The organism is Deferrisoma sp., assembly GCF_054681715.1.
The window spans coordinates 1-16,924 of record NZ_BAAHFQ010000068.1; the positions used below are offsets into that span (position 1 = coordinate 1).

The 16,924-nt window shown below is 72.2% G+C and carries 13 protein-coding genes and 1 pseudogene; 10 read left to right on the top strand and 4 right to left on the bottom strand.

Translation table 11 applies throughout. From position 1 onward, the window contains the following. From ACY0I8_RS10705 to ACY0I8_RS10715, 3 genes are all read left to right on the top strand, one after another. The coding region (locus tag ACY0I8_RS10705; protein WP_461394738.1) for a sensor histidine kinase at window positions 1–1,811 on the top strand (1,811 nt) is incomplete at its 5' end. 11 nt (window positions 1,812–1,822) lie between these two features. After that, the gene (locus ACY0I8_RS10710; RefSeq protein ID WP_461394739.1) at window positions 1,823–2,647 is read left to right on the top strand and encodes a hypothetical protein; all 825 of its coding nucleotides are present in this window, start codon (window positions 1,823–1,825) and stop codon (window positions 2,645–2,647) included. A gap of 173 nt (window positions 2,648–2,820) precedes the next feature. Then, complete coding sequence (locus ACY0I8_RS10715; RefSeq protein ID WP_461394740.1) at window positions 2,821–3,198, top strand: hypothetical protein; 378 nt, start codon at window positions 2,821–2,823, stop codon at window positions 3,196–3,198. 85 nt (window positions 3,199–3,283) lie between these two features. Here ACY0I8_RS10715 and ACY0I8_RS10720 read toward each other — a convergent pair whose 3' ends face one another. After that, window positions 3,284–4,510, bottom strand: a complete 1,227-nt coding sequence (locus ACY0I8_RS10720) for a glycosyltransferase family protein (protein WP_459941404.1) — start codon at window positions 4,508–4,510, stop codon at window positions 3,284–3,286. A gap of 178 nt (window positions 4,511–4,688) precedes the next feature. Between ACY0I8_RS10720 and mazG the strand changes: the two genes are divergently transcribed. Beyond that, entirely contained in the window at window positions 4,689–5,597 is a 909-nt protein-coding gene (gene mazG / locus ACY0I8_RS10725; RefSeq protein ID WP_461394741.1) for a nucleoside triphosphate pyrophosphohydrolase, read from the top strand. Here mazG and murJ read toward each other — a convergent pair. Beyond that, a pseudogene (gene murJ / locus ACY0I8_RS10730) lies at window positions 5,571–7,055 on the bottom strand (murein biosynthesis integral membrane protein MurJ); the annotation flags it as partial. The gene mazG and the pseudogene murJ sit on opposite strands and share 27 nt — an antisense overlap. Window positions 7,056–7,173: 118 nt before the next feature. Between murJ and ACY0I8_RS10735 the strand changes: the two are divergent. From ACY0I8_RS10735 to ACY0I8_RS10745, 3 genes are all read left to right on the top strand, one after another. Beyond that, complete coding sequence (locus ACY0I8_RS10735) at window positions 7,174–7,839, top strand: TIGR04282 family arsenosugar biosynthesis glycosyltransferase (protein WP_461394742.1); 666 nt, start codon at window positions 7,174–7,176, stop codon at window positions 7,837–7,839. A 295-nt stretch (window positions 7,840–8,134) separates the two neighbouring features. Next, on the top strand, window positions 8,135–10,480 hold the full coding sequence (ptsP, locus tag ACY0I8_RS10740) for a phosphoenolpyruvate--protein phosphotransferase (RefSeq protein WP_461394743.1): 2,346 nt from the start codon (window positions 8,135–8,137) through the stop codon (window positions 10,478–10,480). Between the two features lie 59 nt (window positions 10,481–10,539). Further along, window positions 10,540–10,812, top strand: coding sequence for an HU family DNA-binding protein (locus tag ACY0I8_RS10745; protein ID WP_459941408.1), 273 nt, complete (start codon window positions 10,540–10,542; stop codon window positions 10,810–10,812). A 78-nt stretch (window positions 10,813–10,890) separates the two neighbouring features. On the opposite strand, the gene ACY0I8_RS10750 is transcribed toward ACY0I8_RS10745, so the two are convergent. Together ACY0I8_RS10750 and ACY0I8_RS10755 are read right to left on the bottom strand one after the other, a co-directional pair. Further along, entirely contained in the window at window positions 10,891–11,910 is a 1,020-nt protein-coding gene (locus tag ACY0I8_RS10750; protein ID WP_459941409.1) for a peptidylprolyl isomerase, read from the bottom strand. Window positions 11,911–12,023: 113 nt separating this feature from the next. Continuing rightward, entirely contained in the window at window positions 12,024–12,872 is an 849-nt protein-coding gene (locus tag ACY0I8_RS10755; protein ID WP_461394744.1) for a lipoyl synthase, read from the bottom strand. Window positions 12,873–12,986: 114 nt separating this feature from the next. Here ACY0I8_RS10755 and ACY0I8_RS10760 point away from each other — a divergent pair, with 114 nt between their 5' ends. From ACY0I8_RS10760 to ACY0I8_RS10770, 3 genes are all read left to right on the top strand, one after another. Further along, window positions 12,987–14,321, top strand: coding sequence for a class I SAM-dependent RNA methyltransferase (locus tag ACY0I8_RS10760; RefSeq protein ID WP_461394745.1), 1,335 nt, complete (start codon window positions 12,987–12,989; stop codon window positions 14,319–14,321). A 65-nt stretch (window positions 14,322–14,386) separates the two neighbouring features. Further along, on the top strand, window positions 14,387–15,778 hold the full coding sequence (locus ACY0I8_RS10765) for a sigma-54-dependent transcriptional regulator (protein ID WP_459941412.1): 1,392 nt from the start codon (window positions 14,387–14,389) through the stop codon (window positions 15,776–15,778). A 72-nt stretch (window positions 15,779–15,850) separates the two neighbouring features. Next, window positions 15,851–16,750, top strand: a complete 900-nt coding sequence (locus ACY0I8_RS10770) for an AEC family transporter (RefSeq protein ID WP_461394746.1) — start codon at window positions 15,851–15,853, stop codon at window positions 16,748–16,750. Window positions 16,751–16,924: the final 174 nt, after the last annotated feature.

A 16,924-nucleotide genomic window follows, 5' to 3' on the forward strand; every position in this document is an offset into this window, starting at 1 on the left:
CGGAGCTCGGGTTCGCGGAGGCCGGGTCGGTGGAGGAGGCCCTCGGTCACCTCCGGGACCGGGGGGCCGACGTGGTGCTGTGCGACTTCTGGTTGGGGGGCGAGACGGGGCTCGATCTCCTGCGCCGGGCCCGGGCCGAGGCGCTTTCGGCCCCGTTCCTCCTGGTGACGAACCACGGCAGCGAGGAGCTTGCCCGCCAGTCGTTCCTCGAGGGCGTGGCCGACTACGTGACCAAGGAGGTGGCCCTCCGCAACCCGGCCGACCTGGCCCGCCGGATCCGCCGCGCCGCCGAAAAGGCCCGGCTGGCCGAGGAGCGGCATCGGGCCGAGGTGCTCCTCGAAAGTTTCCTCACCAACAACCCCTTTGCCATCCTGATCCTGGACGAGGGAGGCCGGCCGATCCGCTGGAACCCGGCCCTGGAGCGCATGGAGTCCCACCCCGAGGACCTGGAGCGCCTGCGACGCTACCGGCCCTTCGAGGACCCCCAACTGGCCGAGGCCGGGGTGCGCCACCTCCTCGAACGGGCCCGGGGGGGCGAGTGGGTGGAGCTGCCGCCCTTTCCCTGGGACCCCGTGCGGGCCGGCCTCCGGGGCCCGGTACGGATCCTGAGCGGGGTGGCGTTCCCGGTGACCGTCGCCCCGGGCGAGGGGTACCTGTGCGTCATGATCCAGGACGTCACCCTGGCCGAGACGGCCCGCCGGGAGCGCGACGAGTACGCCGCGGTGCTGGCGAGCCTGCTGAACGCCTCGCCGGCGGCCATCGTGTTCGTGGACGTGGAGGGCCGGGTCCGGTTCGCCAACCGGCGGATCGAGACCCTCCTCGGGGTGGACCCCCGCCCCTTCGTGGGCCGGCCCTACGCCGAGCTGGCCGAGGCCCTCAGCCGAAACCTCGCCGACCCCCGGGGCATCCTCCAGAACCCGGCCGACCCCGAGGCCTGCTCCCTCGACTCCTGGAGCGAGGCCGTCGAGGTGGCCCGGCCCGAGCGACGGCATCTCGTGCGCACCGTGGGGCCGGTGCGCGGCCCGGGGGGCCGGTACCTCGGGTGCATCGAGGTTTTCATCGACGAAACCGGGGCGAGGGAGCGCCAGCGGCTCCTGGAGGAGCGGAACCGGGAGCTCGACGCCTTCGCCTCGCGGCTCGCCCACGACCTCAAAACCCCGCTGGTGAGCCTGAAGGGATTCGCCGACCTCCTCGCCCGCTCGGCCGGCCCCGAGCTCGACGAGCGCCACCGCATGTTCCTCGAGCGCATCCGGACCTCGGCGGATCTCCTGAACGAGATGGTGGACGGCCTGCGGGAGCTCTCCCGGGCCAGCCGGCCCGCCGGGGAGCTCCACGACCTCGACCCCCTGCCCCTCGTGCGGCTCGCGGCCGAGCACCTGGCCGCAGAGGCCGACGAGGCCGGGGTCCGGATCGAGCTGCCGGGGAGCGCCCCCCCGATCCGGTGCGAGCGGGCGAAGCTTTTCCAGATCGTCCAGAACCTCCTGGCCAACGCCATCCGCTACGCCGACCCCTCCAAGCCGGAGCGCTGGGCGCGGATCGCCTTCGAGCCCCAGGGCGACCGGGTGGTCCTGGAGGTCGCCGACAACGGCCGCGGCATCGACCCCGAAGACCTCCCCCACCTGTTCGAGCCGTTCCGGCGGGGGAAATCCGCGGGACAGACACCGGGGATGGGTCTCGGGCTCGCGCTCACCCACCGCCTGGCCCAGGCCTGCGGGGCCGGGGTGGAGGTTCTCTCCCGGCCCGGTGAGGGCACCCGGTTCCGCCTGTCGTTTCCGGCGGCGTCGGCGGAGCCTTCCTCGCCCACGGGGTAGGGGAGCGGGCCATGGGCGGTGGGCACACGGGCACGGCACCCGACCGGGGCGGACCGCGAAGCATCCGGGACCTCTGGGAGGCCCCGCCCGAGGAGCGGCACCGGGCCCTGGCCCGGGTGGTACCCGAGCCGCTGCTCCGGCACTACGGGCTTGCGCTGCCGGAGAGGTGGTCCGAGGGACCAGATGGGACTTTTCGGTGTCTGGAGGTTCCCGGGGAAAACGCGGTGCGCATCGAGGTGTGGCCGGAGATAGAATGTGAAGACCCGGCCCTGACCCTCGAGCTCACGGATACCTACCTGGGCCACATCGAGGCCTCGTGGATCGTGATCAACGACATCCACGGCCCCCGGTTCCACGTGGACCGGGACCCGAAGGGCAACCCGATTCCCCTGGGCTCGACGGTGCGCAACCTCCGGGAGGAGATCCGGGCGCTGGCGGCCGGCCTCGCCCCGAACCAGGTGCGGCCGGGGCTGCGGATGTTCCGGCACCTCATCGCAAACGTCGAGGCGTTCTGCCGGTTCCTCGGCGTCGAGATCCTCTACGTGGCGCCCCTGGCGTACCACAACGCCATCAAGTACGAGCAGTACGGGTTCACCTACGCCTCGGGCCAGGAGGACATGGAGTGGATCCACCGGCAGTTTCTGCCCGGGGGGGTGCTCCGGGCCCGCATGGACGGATCCCGGCCGTTTCGGATGCCCTGGATGGCCGACACGATCCGGGGCCGGTCGTGGGCGATCCACGACGGGGTGCTGGGCCGGCGCTGGATGGCCCCCCAGATGTACAAATTCGTCGGCCGCGATTTTGCCACCTGCACGTTCCCCAACGCAGTATGGTGATCGGGTGTCGGAATTCGGAGGACAGAGGACAGGATGGGCCCGATTTGGTGCGTTACACTCCGGCCCTGATGAGGTCGTCACCGCAGGGGAATTCCCTGCCACGACAATGGGATGACTGGGCTTTTAGCCTTCTAGCTTTCTAGCTTTCCAGCCTTCTCGCACCGAATACCGCCATGCCCGACTACCCCTACGTGTACGGCACCGCAGCCCCCCGGCCCGTGGAGCCCGGCGGCACCCGGATCCGGGTGTTCCGCCGGCGCCGCGAGGAGCGGGGGGAAGAAGGCGGCGAAGAGGCCGCGGACCGCTGGGCGGCCTGGGAGGAGGCCCTGGCCGAGGCGGTGGAGGAGCTCAACCGCGACCTCGAGGCCGAAGGGTCCGGGGTGCGGGTGCACCTCGCCGAGGAGGAGGGCTCTCTCTTCCTGACCCTGTCGGGGCTCCCCGGGGCCCTGCCCTCCCCCCTGCCCTCCGCCCCCCTCGACCCCGCGGACCTGCCCCGCTGGTTCGCCCGCCTCCGTTCCCACCTCGGGCTCCTGGTGGACGAAACGGCGTAGGGCAGCGGCCACGGGCACAAGCGCCCCCTCCCAGGAACCGTCGAACACCTTTCTCCCCTGGCCCCCCAACGCCCACCCGCCGCGGTTACCCCCCTCCGACCTCCCCGTCGGCCTCCACCGCCTCCCGGAGCATCGGGCCCACGTCGGGCACGCTCGCCAGCACCTCGGCCCACGAGGGGATCGGCGGGGTCCCCGCGGGGTCCTCCCGGAACCCCTGGCCGGCGTCTTCGAGCACCGCGGCGAAGATATCCACGAGGCCCAATTCGGCCCGGCGGTCGAAACCCAGGCCGTTGGCCGCGGCCAGGTGGGCGTACCGGCGGACCGCCTCGCGCCCCTGGTGGCGGTAGGCCAGGGGCAGCGCCCGCAGTTCCCCCTCCCCCAGCACCACCCCCTCCTCCGCCAGGGCCCGCAGGAGCGTGAGCGCGATCTCCCGGGCCATGCGCACGAGGCCCGCGGGCCGCGCCCCGCCCTCTCCCGTGGCCTGGTGCTTGTGGTCGTAGGGGATCGCCAGGTCCACCTGGCAGGCGCCCCGTTCCCCGGCGATCCGCCAGGCCTCCACCAGGGTCCCCACCTCGAGGCCCCAGTCGCCCGGGATCCGGGCCTCCCGGGCCAGCCGGGCCTCCATGGCGAACTCCCCGGCCAGGGGGTAGCGGAACGCCCGGAGGAACCGGAGGAGCGGGTGATCGCCCACCAGCCGCGAACCGGCCTCGAGGAGCGGCCCCACGAAGAGCCGGCAGACCCGGCCGTGGAGCCGGTCGGTCACCCGGGCGTAGTACCCCTTGGCGAAGGCGTACCCGAGCTCCGGGTGCGCCACGGGCAGGACCAGGCGGTCGAGAAGCTCCCGCTCGTAGGTCACGATGTCGGTGTCGTGGAGCGCGATGGCCGCCGGGGGCCGCTCGCCGGCCAGAAGGTACCCGTAGGCCATCCAGGCCGCGAGCCCCTTGCCCGGCTCGCCCAGGGTGAACCCGGCCCGCCGGATGCGCTCCTTGACCGCCGCGATCCGGGGGCCGTCGTTCCACACGATCCGCACCCGGCCGGGGAGCCGCGAGAACACCTGGCGGGCGTGGCGGAACTGGGCCTCGTCGGCCACGCCCAGGGTCACCACGATCTCGGACAGATACCCCACCCCTTCGAGCCGCTCCAGGATGCGCGGCAGCGCCGGCCCGGCCAACTCGGAGTAGAGGCACGGGAGCACGAGGGCCACCGGCCGGCTCCGGGCCGCCTCGCCGAGGGCGGTCTCCCACCGGGCCGGGTCGTGGCCCGTGAGGGCCTGGATCGTGGTGACGGGTCCGGTCTGAAGGAAATCGGCCATGGGCCTCTCCGGTCTGACGTGAGGACGTTGGGACGTGAGGACGTTAGGACGGGCCAGGGACCGCAGCCGCTGACCGGGCGGCGGGTCGCATCCCGCGTCATCGGCCTTCCAGCCTCCTGGCCTCCCAGCCTCCCAGCCTTTAGACTACCGGCCGCACTTTACCCCAAGGAGGCCCCCGATGTCCCTACCCCTTCCCGACGACACGGCGGAGCGGTTCCTGCGGCTCCTGGAGATCGTCGAGCGGCTCCGGGCGCCCGACGGGTGCCCCTGGGACCGGAAGCAGACCCCGGAGACCATCGCCCCCTACCTGGTGGAGGAAGCCTACGAGGTCCAGGAGGCCGTGGAGCGGGGCGACCGGGCCGGGCTTCGGGAGGAGCTCGGGGACGTGCTCCTGGAGGTGGCGCTCCTGGCCCAGATGGCCCGGGAGGAGGGGGGGTTCACCGTGGCCGACAGCCTCACGGAGATCTGCGAGAAGCTCGTGCGCCGCCACCCCCACGTGTTCGGGGAGGCGCGGGCCGACACCCCGGACGAGGTGGCCGCCTCGTGGGCCCGGATCAAGGCGAAGGAGAAGGGGGACCGGGGCACCCTCGAGGGCGTGCCCCGCCGGCTCCCGGCCCTCCACCGGGCCCGCCGGGTCTCGGAAAAGGCGGCCGGCGTGGGGTTCGACTGGAGCCGAGCCGACGAGGTGCTCGAAAAGGTGGACGAGGAGCTCGGCGAGCTGCGCCGGGCCATGGCCGAGGGCGACCGCGCGGCCGCGGCCGAGGAACTCGGGGACCTCCTGTTCGCGCTGGTGAACCTGGGCCGCCACCTGGAGGTGGACGCCGAGCAGGCCCTCCACGGCACGGTGGAGAAGTTCCTGCGCCGGTTCGCGGCGGTGGAGGCCGCGCTGGCCGCCCGGGGCCGCCGGCCGTCCGAGGCCTCGCTCGACGAACTCGAGGTCCTGTGGCAGGAGGCCAAGCGAGGATCAGGCCCGGCCGAGACGCCGTCGGACCACCCCGAGGAGGATGGCCACCTCCCGGACCCCGAGGGCCCGGGCGAGCCCGAGGTAGGCCCCGACCCCGACGGCCACGAGCCCGAGCACCCCTAAGAGCCCCAGGATCCCCCCGGCCGGCAGCCACGGCCGCCCCGCGGCGACCAACCCCGCCATGCCAACCGCGGCCAGGGCCATCGGGCCCAGCCGCCGCCCCAGGGCCCGCAGCCGCAGTCCCTCGCCCCGGCGGCTTAAGGCCCAGGCCAGGTACCCCGCGTTGAAGGCGCTCGACACCGCGGTGGCGAGCGCCAGCCCCACGTGCCGGAGCGGCCCCATGAGGGCCAGGCTCGCCGCCAGGTTCACCCAGAACGCCCACCACGAGGCCTTCACCGGGGTTTTCGTGTCGGCCAGGCTGTAGAAGGCCGGGGCCAACACCCGCACGGCCGCCACGGGGGCCAGCGCCGCCGCGTAGGCCACCAGCGCCCCGGCGGTGGCCTCCACGCTCGCCGGGTCGAAGGCCCCCCGGCCGAACAGGGCCCCCACGATGGGACCCGCCAAAACGGCCAGCCCCGCTCCGGCCGGCAGCACCACGAGCGCGGTCATGGCCAGGGCCTCCTCCAGGGTGCTCCGGAACCCCTCCCGGTCGCCCCGGGCCACGAGCCGGCTCAGGCTGGGGAGCGAGGCCGTGCCGATGGCCACGGCGAAAAGCCCCAGGGGGAGCTGGAACAGCCGTTCGGCGTAGTAGAGGTACGACACGCTGCCGTCGGGGAGCCACGACGCCAGGAACGTGCTCACCAGGATGTTCACCTGGTACACCGCGACCCCGAACACCGTGGGGCCCATGAGCCGCACGATCCGGCGGATGTGGGGGTCGCCCGGTGCCCAGGCCGGCCGAAACCGAAACCCCAGCCGCCCCAGGGCCCGCACCTGGAGCGCCAACTGCCACACCCCGCCCGCGAGCACGCCCACCGCCAGGGCCAGCACCGGCGGATCCAGGAGCCGCGCCAGCCCCAGGGCGGCGCCGATCAGGCACACGTTCAGCACCACCGGCGCGAGCGCGGGGGGGCCGAACACCCCCCAGGCGTTGAGCATGCCGCCGGCCAGAGCGGTGAGCCCGATGAGCCCGATGTACGGAAACACCCACCGGGTGAGCTCCACGGTGAGGGCGAACTTGGCCGGATCCCGGCCGAACCCGGCCGCCGTGGCCCGCACGATCCAGGGGGCGCCGGCCACACCCAGGGCGCTCACGCCGGCCAGTACGATCCCCAGAAGTGTCAAGGCCCGGCACCCCAAACGACCGGCAGCGGCCCTCCCCTCCCGCTCGGTCACCTCCACAAACACCGGCACGAAGGCCACCGTGAGGCTGCCCTCGGCAAAGAGCCGCCGCAGGGTGTTGGGCAGCCGGAACGCCACGAAGAAGGCGTCGAGCGCCCCGCCGGCCCCGAACGCCCAGGCGAGCACCACGTCGCGGACCACCCCGAGCACCCGGGAGAGACCGGTGGCCGCCGACACGATCCCGGCCGCCCGGGCGATCCGGCGGCCCTCTTCCCTGCGCGATTCTCCGGCCCGTTCCATGGCGCCTCCTGGCCCCTTCCGAAAAGAGCCGGTAGGATAGCACGCGCCCCCGTCGGGGACGAAGAGCCGTCGGGGCTGCACCGGACTCCGTGTACTCAGGAAACATTCTCCTTAGGCCATGTTGCATCTTTTGGTTTTTGCAAAAGAACCACAACCAACAAAAGTGAAGACCCGGACCATACCGCTCCTCGGGGCGACAGGGGCCGCGCGGCTGTATGCCGCGATGCTCCGGGACGTGGCGACCGCCGTGGGGTCGTGGCCCGGGGGCCGCACCACATGGGTCGTGGACGGCGACCCGGACCATCCCGCCTTCCGAGGCCGGGAGGTCTGGCCCCAGGGAACGGGCGATCTCGGGGACCGCCTGGAGCGAGCCGCCGCCCGCGCGTTCCGGGAAGGGGCGCGGACCGTGGGGGTGATCGGCACGGACTGCCCGTTCCTCGGGGTGGAGCACCTGGGCCGGCTGTTTGCGTCCGCCGGCACCCCCCGGACCGCCTCGGTCATCCCCGCCGAGGACGGGGGCTACGTGGCCCTGGCCCTGGGCTCCCCCTGCCCCGCCGCGTTCCGGGGCATCGCCTGGTCGACGCCCGCCGTCCTTTCCCAAACGATCGAGGCGTTGGAAGGAGCCGGATTTCGGGTCACCCGATTCCCGGCGTTGCCCGACGTGGACACCCCCGAGGACCTGGCGAGGCTTCGGGACGAGCTTCGCCGGGATCCCCGGCGGGCACCCCACACGGCGCGGGAACTGGAGGGGCTCCTGCGCGAAATCGCCCACCCCGCTCCCTGACCGGAAGACGGCCACCCGGAACCGGGGCCGTGGGCGGCCCCACGGGCGGAAGCCGCGCCAAGGGACCCGATCTTGCATCTCGAGATAGGCCGCCCGGGCCCCTGGCCGCCGGGGTTGAATCCCCCGGCCCGGCAACCGGCAGGGGCGCCGCCGCCCCTTGCGTCGGCTCGGAGGAACCCGGAAAGGAAGCCCAGAGCGTGGAGGTCAGTGGACCCAAACATTGGCCGCTGCAATAAGTCGTAGACAAAAGAGAAGACCTGACACCATACGAGAGCAACAAGAGGACCGAGACCCAGTGGTCACCGAAAGCGAAAAGCTCATCTTGCTGGAAGACCTCTCCCGCATCGTGGTGTCGTGCCACGACCTCAGGGAAACCCTGGACGCGATCACCGGGCTCCTGCGGGAACGCCTGGGGGTCGAGGTGTGTTCCGTGTACCTCCACGAGGACGGAGAGCTCGTGCTGCGGGCGACCCATGGCCTCGACCGATCGGCCGTGGGCCGGATCCGGATGGGGGTGAACGAGGGGCTCACGGGGCTCGCCTTCGAGACCGGCCTTCCGGTGAACGAGGAGAAGGCCGACCGGCACCCGCGGTTCAAGTTCTTTCCGGGCATCGGCGAGGAGAGGTTCCGCTCGTACCTCGGCGTGCCCCTGATCCACCGGCGCCAGCCCATCGGGGTTCTGGCGGTGCAGACCGCCGAGGCGAGGCGGTTCACGCCCGACGAGGTGCGGCTCCTGGTCACGGCGGCAAGCCAGGTGGCGCCGTTGATCGCCAACGCGAGCCTCCTCGACGCCCGGGCCCGGGCCGCGTCCGAGCCTCCCGCGCCGCCCCCGGCCGCCGCGTTCCTGCGGGGCATCGCGGTTTCGCCGGGCTATGCCCGGGGGACGGCCTATCCCCTGGCCGAGGAGCTCGGCCTGGAGCCGCCCCCGGACGACGCCCCGGAGGACCCCGACCAGGAGATGGCCCGGCTCGAGAAGGCGGTGGAGGCGAGCGTGGCCGAGGTCGAGGCCCTCCGGGACCAGGTCACCCGGGCGCTCTCCAAGGAGGAGGGCGCCATCTTCCACGCCCACCTCTTGATCCTCGAGGACCGGACGCTGCGCGACAAGATCAAGGAGCGGGTCCGGACGGGGACGTCCGCCAGCCGGGCCGTGGTGGAGGTGGCCCGGGAGTACATCGGCGCCTTCCTCAAGCTGGAGGATCCCTACCTGCGGGAGCGGGCCGCCGACGTGCGGGACGTGGCCCTGCGGGTGCTCGGCCATCTGCGGGGCGATGGCCCCCCGCCCCGGCCGGCCCGGTTCCGGGAGCCCACCGTGGTGGTGGCCGACGATCTCATCCCGTCCCGGTTCGTTCAGCTCCTGCAGCCCAACCTCGTGGGGGTGGTGCTCGCCGAGGGCGGCCGGAACTCCCACACGGCGATCCTTTGCCGCTCGGCCGGGATCCCGGCCGTGATGGGGGTGGGCCGGCTGCCCCACGTGGAGCCCGGAACCCAAACCATCGCCGACGGGAACGCCGGCGTCGTCTATTTCGATCCGCCCGACACGGTGGTGCGGGAGTACGAGCGCCTGGAGGCCGACGCCCAGGAGCTCAGATCGGAGCTCCTGGCGCACCTCTCGGAACCCGCCGTCACCCGGGACGGGGTCCGGGTGCGCCTGTGGGGCAACGCGGCCCTCCTGAGCGATGTGGCCCGGATCCTGGAGGCCGGGGGGGAGGGAGTGGGCCTCTACCGGACCGAGTTTCCCTTTCTCGTCCGGGAGCGCTTTCCCGACGAGGACGAGCAGGTGGAGATCTACCGGCGCATCCTCGAGGCCCTCGGCGGCCGCACGGCGACGCTTCGCACCCTGGACGTGGGGGGCGACAAAAGCCTGCCGTACCTCAGGCTCCCCCGGGAGGAGAACCCGCACCTCGGATGGCGTTCGATCCGGGTGAGCCTCGAGATGGACGAGCCGTTCCGGATCCAGCTGCGGGCCCTTCTGCGGGCGGCGCGCCACGGGCCCCTGCGGATCGTGTTCCCGATGATCTCCACGGTGGAGGAACTGGACCGGGCCCTCGAGATCCTGGCGGAGGAGCGAAGGAGCCTGGAGGCGCGGGGCATGGAGGTGCCCGAGGTCCCGGTGGGCATCATGGTGGAGGTCCCCTCGGCCGTGCTGCTCCTCGACCGGCTGGCCGAGCGGGCCGATTTCTTCTCGGTGGGAACGAACGATCTGGTGCAGTACGTCCTGGCGGTGGACCGGGCGAACCCCCGGGTGGCGCACCTGTACACCCCGCTCCACCCGGCGGTGCTCGCCATGCTGGCCCGGGTGGCGGAGGCGGGGCGGCGGTTCGGAAAGCCGGTGTCGGTGTGCGGCGAGATGGCAAGCCTGCCCCTGGGCGCCGCGGCGCTCCTCGGGCTCGGCATCACCGAGCTTTCGGTGAGCCCGGGGGCCCTACCCCGCATCCGGCGGCTCGTGCAGACCGTGCGCCTGGAGGGGCTTCGCCGCCTCGTGCCCCAGCTCCTCGCCTCGCCGGGAGCCCGGGACGTCCAGGAACTCTTCGTCGAGGAACTGCGGCGCCAGGGGGTGCCGGAGCCCCTTTTTCGCCCCCCTGGCGCTGAAAACGGCGTTTTTGCCAGCAAACCCCTTGAGTTTCGCCAAACGGAAAGGTAAAGTCGGGCCGTTCGTTGGCCCCGTAGCCCTTCCCCCCTTCCAACCAAGGAGGATGCCCCATGAACAAGGCCGAACTGCTCCAGGAGATCGCCGTGAAGGCCGGGCTCAAGGCCAAGGAGGCTGAGGCCCTGCTCGACGCGTTTATCGCCACCACCGAGGAGGCCCTGAAGAAGGGCGACAAGGTGGCCATCACCGGGTTCGGCACCTTCGCGGTGACCGAGCGCGCCGCCCGCAAGGGCCGCAACCCCCAGACCGGCCAGACCATCGACATCCCCGCGAGCAAGAGCCCCCGGTTCACCCCGGGCAAGAGCTTCAAGGACGCGGTGAAGTAGCACCGAGGTCCTTCCGAGGCATAAGAACGGGCGGCCCCGAGGGGCCGCCCGTTTTCGTTCGTCCGGTTCGCCCGCCCCCTAGAGGTGGGGGGCCACCACGTCCACCTTGGCCGATTTCCGCAACTCGGCCAGCTTCGCCTGCACGGCCTCGTCGAGGGCCTTGGCCTTGAGGTACTCGGCGATGTTGTCTTTGACCTCGTCGAACCCGTGCTGGGTGGCCTCCTTGCGGTCGGTCACCTTGATCACGTGGTACCCAAACCGGGTTTCGACCACGTCGCTGATCTTCCCGGTTTCCAGGGCAAAGGCCGCGTCGGCGAAGGGCTTCACCATCCGCTCCCGGGTGAAGAACCCAAGGTCCCCGCCGTTGGGGGCGCTGCCCGGGTCCTCGGAGTTCTCCTTGGCCAGGGTGGCGAAATCCTCGCCGGCGGCCGCCCGCTTCTGGAGGGCCTCGGCCTTCTCCCGGGCGGCGTTGCGCTCGGCCTCCGGCTGGGAGGCGTCGGCCCGGATCAGGATGTGGCTCGCCCTCACCTGCTCGGGGGTGGAGAACTTGTCCTTGTTGTCCTCGTAGAACTTCTTCACCTCCTCGTCCGAGACCTTCACCCCGGGCTGGATCTCGGTCTCCACGTAGTGCCGCACGAGCACCTGCTGGGCGATCAGGTCCTTGAGGGCGTCTTCCGTCAGGTTTTCGCCCTCCAGGGCCTTCTGATAGGTGGCCTCGTCGGGGAACCGCCCCTTGATGGCCTCAAGCTCCTTGGCGACCTGGGCCTCCAGGTCGGCGGGCGGGTTCTTCTTGGCCTCTTGGTAGAGGAGCGTGCGGTCCACGAGCTGCTGGAGCACCTCGCTCTTCATCTGTTCGTTGGGCTGGCTCACCCCGCCGTGCATGCCACCCGTGAGCTGACGGAACCGTCGCAGGTACGCGGCCATGGCCCGGTCGTACTCGGCCTTGGTGACCGGCTGGCCGTTCACCACCGCGATCGGGGTGTCGGGCCCCAGGGTCGCTCCCTCCTTCACCTGGGGCTTCCCGGCCTCGTTCGCGGCAAACGCGGGTCCGCCCAGGGCGAGCCCCGCCAGCATCATCCACACCACTGCCTTCTTCATGCCTGACTCCTTCCTCGGTTGAGGGAAACACGGGGCGCCATGCCCCAATCGTGGGAAAGCGGTTCAGGGACCCAAGGGACGCAAAGGGACAAAAGGGACAGGACCGCCACTGCCTAGCTGCCCAGCGCCCCCGCCATGTACGAACTTCTCACCCGCGGCCCGCTGGCCACTTCCGTGAACCCGAGGGCCCGGGCCTCGGCGGCCCAGGCCCGGAACTCCTCCTCCGGGACGTACCGCTCGACGGGCAGCCGGTCGGGCCCGGGCCGCAGGTACTGGCCGAGGCACACCGACGTTACCCCTGCGGAGCGCAGGTCGCGCAACACGCCCCGGACCTCCTCGGCCGTCTCCCCGAGCCCCAGCATGAGGCCGCTTTTCACGGGCCTCCCGTGGGCCTGGCCCACAAGGGCCGCGAGCACATGGAGGCTCCGGTCGTAGTCCGCCCCCGGCCGCACCCGGGGGTAGAGCCGGGGCACCGTTTCCAGGTTGTGGGCGAGCACGCCGAACGGCGCCCGGGCCACCGTGCGGATCGCCTCCGGGTCGCCCCGGAAGTCCGGCACGAGGGCCTCGGCCGTGGGAGCATCGGGCAGGCCGGCCAGCGCCCGGGCCACGGCCGCGTACTGGCCCGCCCCGCCGTCCGGGAGGTCGTCGCGGGTCACGCTGGTCACCACCACGTGGCGCATGCCGAGGCGCGCGGCCAACCGGGCCACCCGGGCCGGCTCCTCCGGGTCCACGGGTTCCGGGGCTCCACTCCCCACGGCGCAGAACCGACACCGCCGGGTGCAGTTCCGCCCCAGGATCAGCACGGTCACGTGGCCCCGCCGGTAACACTCGGGCCGGTTCGGGCACAGGGCGCCCTCGCAGACCGTGGGGAGGCCCAGCGATTCCAGGAGATCCCTCGTGCGGTCCAGCACGCCGGGCCGGACGCGGACATGGGGAAGCCGATCGGGGGGGGTTGGGACCAATCCGGGAAACGTTCCTGGTCAAGAGGGGCGGCGTGGACCCGCCGGGGTGTCGGGGTGTACGGTATGCGCCGCGAGCGGCCTACCGATCCTCTGCCTTGGTCCGGCGAGTCTACCATGGGCGATCCCCCCGCACCACCCGAACGCACCCACCGGATCCGGATTTTTGCCGCGGCCGACCGGGGAATGGGCATGGGCCACCTCGGGGGCAAGGTGGCCTTCGTGCCGCTCACGGCGCCGGGCGACACCGTGCTCGCGGCCGCCGTGCGCGAGAAGCGCCGGCACGTCGTCTGCCGGCTGATGGAGGTGATCGAGCCCTCGCCGCTCCGGCGGGAGCCCCCCTGCCCCGCCTTCGGCCGGTGCGGCGGGTGCCACTGGCAGCACCTTCCCTACCCCGAGCAGTGGCGGGCCAAGGCCGAGAGCTTCCGGAAGTTCGTCCGGTCCCGCCTGGGCGACGGGGTGGAGGGCCGGTTTCGCGACCCCCTTGCCTCGCCCAGGGAGTTCGGGTACCGGAACCGCGTGGGCTGGAAGGTCCGGTGGATCGAGGGGGGAGCCCGGGTGGGCTACTTCGCCCAGGGCACCCACCGGCTCGTGGAGATCGACGACTGCCCCATCGCCCACCCGGCGATCCGGGAGCGGCTCGGCCCGCTCCGGGCGTTCCTCCAGGCGTTCCCCCCCGCCAGGGGGCATCTGCCCCAGGTGGACCTCCAGGTGGACGACGAGGGGCGCGTCTGGGGCGTGTTCCATCTGCTTCGCCCGCCCACCCCGGAGGAGCGGACCCGGCTCCGGGAGTTCTGCCGGTCGGCCGGGATCGCGGCCGCCCACCTCCAGGCCGGCCGCAAGGAGACCCTGGAGCCCCTGGCCCCCGGCCCGGAAGCCATGCGGTTCCGGGTGCGCGCGGGCGACCGCGACCTCTGGTACGGGGTACGGCCCGGCGGGTTCGTGCAGGCGAACCCCGGGGTGAACCAGGCCCTGGTGGACGAGGTGACGGACCTGGCGCCCCTCTACCGCGGCGCCGACGCCCTCGACCTTTACGCCGGGGCAGGCAATTTCACCCTTCCCCTCGCCCTAGCCGCCCGGCGGGTGGTGGCGGTGGAGGGCTACCCGCCGGCGGCCCAGGACCTCGCCCGCAACGCCCTGGAACTTGGCTGGGCCCACGTGGAGGCCCGGGCCGAGCCGGCCGCCCGGGCCCTGGAGCGCCTGGGCCGCGAGGGGTTCCGGCCGCGGTTCGCCCTCCTCGACCCGCCCCGGGAGGGCGCGGCCGACGCCGCGGCCCCCTTGGCCGACCTCGGCCCCGACCACATCCTCTACGTCTCCTGCTCCCCGCCCACCCTGGTGCGGGACCTGGGCCTCCTCCTCGGCCGGGGCTACCGGGTGGAATGGATCCGGGCGGCCGACATGTTCCCCCAAACGGCGCACCTGGAGTGCCTCGCCCTGCTCCGGCGGCTTTGACTCCGCACGCCGCGGGTGCGTAAAATGGCGCACCTTTCTCCCGCGCAGCCGGCCCCGGAGCTCCCATGCCCAAGCCCAAGGTGCTGATCGTCGACGACGAATATCTGATCCGCTGGTCCCTCTCGGAGAACCTCCAGAAGGAGGGATACCGGTGCGTCACGGCCGAGACCGGGGAGGAGGGGCTCGAGGCGTTCCGGGCCGAGGCACCGGACCTCGTGCTCCTCGACATCAAGCTCCCGGGGATCGACGGCATCCAGGTGCTCCAGCAGATCAAGGAGGTGGACCAGGAGACCCCGGTGATCATGATCACGGCCACCACCCAGGTGGACGTGGCCGTGAAGGCCATGAAACTCGGGGCCTACGACTACGTGTCGAAGCCCTTCGATCTCACCGAGATCCAGACCAAGGTCCGCCACGCCCTCGAGACGAACCGCCTGCGCCAGGAGGTGGCGTTCTTCCGCACCCAGCACGGCCACAAGCTCGGGTTCGACCGGATCATCGCGGGCTGCGCCCGGATGAAGGAGGTGCTCTCGGTGGCCCGGCGGGTGGCCCAGTCGTCCTCCACCACGGTGCTCCTCATGGGCGAGAGCGGCACCGGAAAGGACGTGCTCGCCCAGGCCATCCACTACGAAAGCCCCCGGGCCGACCGGCCGTTCATGCCGATCAACTGCACCGCCCTTCCCGAGGAGCTCCTGGAAAGCGAGCTCATGGGCTACGAGAAGGGCGCGTTTACCGACGCCAAGAAGACGAAGAAGGGCCTCTTCGAGCTCGCGGACGGGGGCACGATCTTCCTGGACGAGATCGGGGACATGAAGCTGGGGCTCCAGGCGAAACTCCTTCGGTTCCTGGAGGACCGCACCTTCAAGCGGATCGGCGGCAAGGAGGACATCGAGGTGGACGTGCGGATCATCGCCGCCACCAACGCCGACCTGGAGCAGGCCATCGCCGAGAAGCGGTTCCGGGAGGATCTCTACTACCGGCTCAGCGTGGTGCCCATCGTGCTCCCGCCGTTGCGGGAGCGGCGCGAGGACATCCTGCCCCTGGCCTACCATTTCCTCGAGACCTACAACCGGGAGTTCAAGACCTCGTTCCGGGGGTTCTCGGAGGAGGCCGAGGCGTTCCTCCAGCGCTACGACTGGCCCGGCAACATCCGGGAACTCCGGAACGTGGTGGAGCGGGCCGTGATCCTCTCGACGGGCGACGAGATCGGGGTGGACGCCCTGCCCTGGAAGATCAAGGGCGGGGGGCCCGAGCGCAGGCCCGCGGCCTCCGGCGCCGCGCCCCAGCCGGGGGTGGTGGTGCTTCCGGACCAGGGCGTGGACATCGAGGAGGTGGAGCGGGAGCTCATCGTCCAGGCGCTCGAGAAAACCGGGAACAACCAGACCCGTGCCGCCAAGATGCTCGGCCTCACCCGCGACGCCCTGCGGTATCGGATGAAAAAGTACAACCTCCTGTAGGCTGGGAGGCAGAAAGCCCGGGAAGCCCCGCGCGCCGGCCGTTTCCCCCTCCCCCCCAACCCGACCTGGCCCATGGCGCCGATCCTACGCGTCCTTCCCGTTTTCCTGGTGATCCTCGTGGGCTGGGCCGGCCGGCGCCTCGGGCTCCTTCCGCCCGAATTCCGGGCGCCGGCGAACCGCCTGGCCTACTACCTGGCCGTGCCCTGCCTCATCTTCCTCAAGATCTCGGCCGCCCCGTTCCGGGAGGTGTTCCGGCCCGCGGGCATCGTGGCCGCCGTGTCGGCCATCGGCGCCGTATGGCTGCTGGCCCAACTGCTGGCCCCGGTGCTGGGGCTTCGAGGCGGGAGCCGGGGGACCTTCGTGCAGGCCTCGGTGCACGCGAACCTGGGCTACATCGGGCTCGCCGTGGCCTACTACGGGCTCGGGGACCGGGGCCTACAGTTCGCCGGGGTGTACGCCGCGTTTTTCATGCTGGCCAACAACTTTCTCTCGGTGCTCGCGCTCGTGACCGCTTCGGGCCAGCGGCCCGACCTCGGGGGGCTCGCCCGGCGGATCGCGCTCCAGCCCGTGATCGTGGGGAGCCTTCTCGGGCTCGTGTGGAGCTATTTCCGCCTGCCCCTCCCGGACCTGGCCGGGGAGACCCTGCGGATCCTGGGGAGCATGGGGCTTCCCCTGGCGCTCTTGCTGATCGGCGCCGACCTCGGGCTCCAGGCCCTGCGCCACCCCGTGCCGGCCCTCACCTCCACGGCGCTCAAAAACCTGGCGCTACCTGCGCTCGGCACCGTGCTCCTCGGGGTGGCCGGCGCCTCGGGCGTGGAGCGGACGGCGGCCGTGGTGCTCCTGGCTTCCCCCACCGCCACCCTGACCCTGGTGATGGCCCGGGAACTCCGGGGCGACCCGGGGCTCGCCTCGACCGCCATCAGCCTGAGCACCCTCCTGAGCGCAGCGACCCTCCCCCTCTGGCTGGGCTGAACCGGGCGCGCAGCGCAGCGCCCTGTGGCGTGGCCCCCGTAGGGGTGTCCGGCAACCGGGTGGAGCTGGGGGCGTTGTCGGAGCGCGACGCCCGAGCAGCAAGGGCCGCCCGGCTCGAGGGGAGCGGCCGCGGCGCGTGCCCTCACGCGCCGCAGCGGACCGAGCCGAGGCGGC